Here is a 1,235-nt window from a genome sequence, read left to right as displayed (position 1 = left end):
TGACACTCCTCGATGGCTGTACTGGGACGGCTGCGCCGTCCAGCGCGAGCAAGCTCGCTCGCCACAGGGGATCTTCACCAACTGCCACGCTTTCACTTGGCAGGTAGCACTTCATGACTCAGGCACACTACTTTCAGGCAGCCCCTATCCCCGTGGCGAGGGAGCTTGCTCCCGCTCGGTGGCGTAGTCGCCGCCATACAGCTGAATGCGACTTGCCTGACACTCCTCGATGGCTGTACTGGGACGGCTGCGCCGTCCAGCGCGAGCAAGCTCGCTCGCCACAATTAAGTACGTCCTTCAAACACTTGAGAAAATTCACTCAGACAAAGTAGCTCCGAGTCAGCAGGCAGAGAACTAGTGTCAGTTGAGACCACAACAAAGGGGCGCAAGCAATGCACCCACGCCCAAACTCACACCTGCTACGCCGCGGACGTCACTCAGAACCGGGGCGGGGTTATCTTCTAACTGCAGTTGTGCACCAAAGACGCCCTGTATTCACTGACTGGCGCTTGGGACGGCTGCTGAGTGCCGAACTCAGGCGAATTCACGATCAGGGTTGGGTCAACTCATTAGCTTGGGTGGTCATGCCTGACCACTTTCATTGGTTGATTCAACTCGAACAACATTCCCTGGCGAGAATCATGCAAACCACCAAGTCGCGCAGCACCCTCACTATCAACCGGGCATCGAATAGAGTGGGAGCTCTTTGGCAATCGGGTTATCACGACCGAGCCCTGCGCGATGACGAAGACCTGCTGCCATTTGCTCGTTACATTGTCGCCAATCCTTTACGTGCGGGACTGGTGGAAAAAATTGGCGACTATCCGCTTTGGGATGCCTGCTGGCTCTGAACACACGATCCAGCACCATCCACCCATTGTGGCGAGGGAGCTTGCTCCCGCTCGGTGGCGTAGCCGCCATAAAGCTGAACGCGACTTGCCTGACACTCCTCGATGGCTGTACTGGGACGGCTACGCCGTCCAGCGCGAGCAAGCTCGCTCGCCACAGGGGATCTTCATCAGCCGCCGCGTTTTCAGGTGGCAGGTGGCAGCTCATGGCTCAGGCTCAGGCTCACTCCTTTCAAGCAGCACTTACCATTGTGGCGAGGGAGCTTGCTCCCGCTCGGTGGCGCAGCCGCCGCCATAAAGCTGAATGCGGCTTGCCTGACACTCCTCGATGGCTGTACTGGGACGGCTGCGCCGTCCAGCGCGAGCAAGCTCGCTCGCCACAGGGGA

The 1,235-nt window shown here is 58.8% G+C and carries 1 protein-coding gene; it reads left to right on the top strand.

Annotated features, from left to right (window positions below):
* Window positions 1–392: 392 nt before the first annotated feature.
* Window positions 393–851 carry an REP-associated tyrosine transposase gene (locus AC3WQN_RS25425; RefSeq protein ID WP_103402429.1) on the top strand — a complete coding sequence of 153 codons (459 nt, stop codon included), beginning with the start codon at window positions 393–395 and terminating at the stop codon, window positions 849–851.
* Window positions 852–1,235 lie beyond the last annotated feature (384 nt).

This window comes from Pseudomonas sp. FW300-N1A1 (assembly GCF_058789115.1).
This window is presented reverse-complemented; position numbering and strand designations above follow the sequence as displayed.

What these genes read in the sequence shown, in the direction of transcription:
- AC3WQN_RS25425 (WP_103402429.1), top strand. Translation starts at nt 393, where the DNA reads ATGCACCCACGCCCAAACTCACACCTGCTACGCCGCGGACGTCACTCA.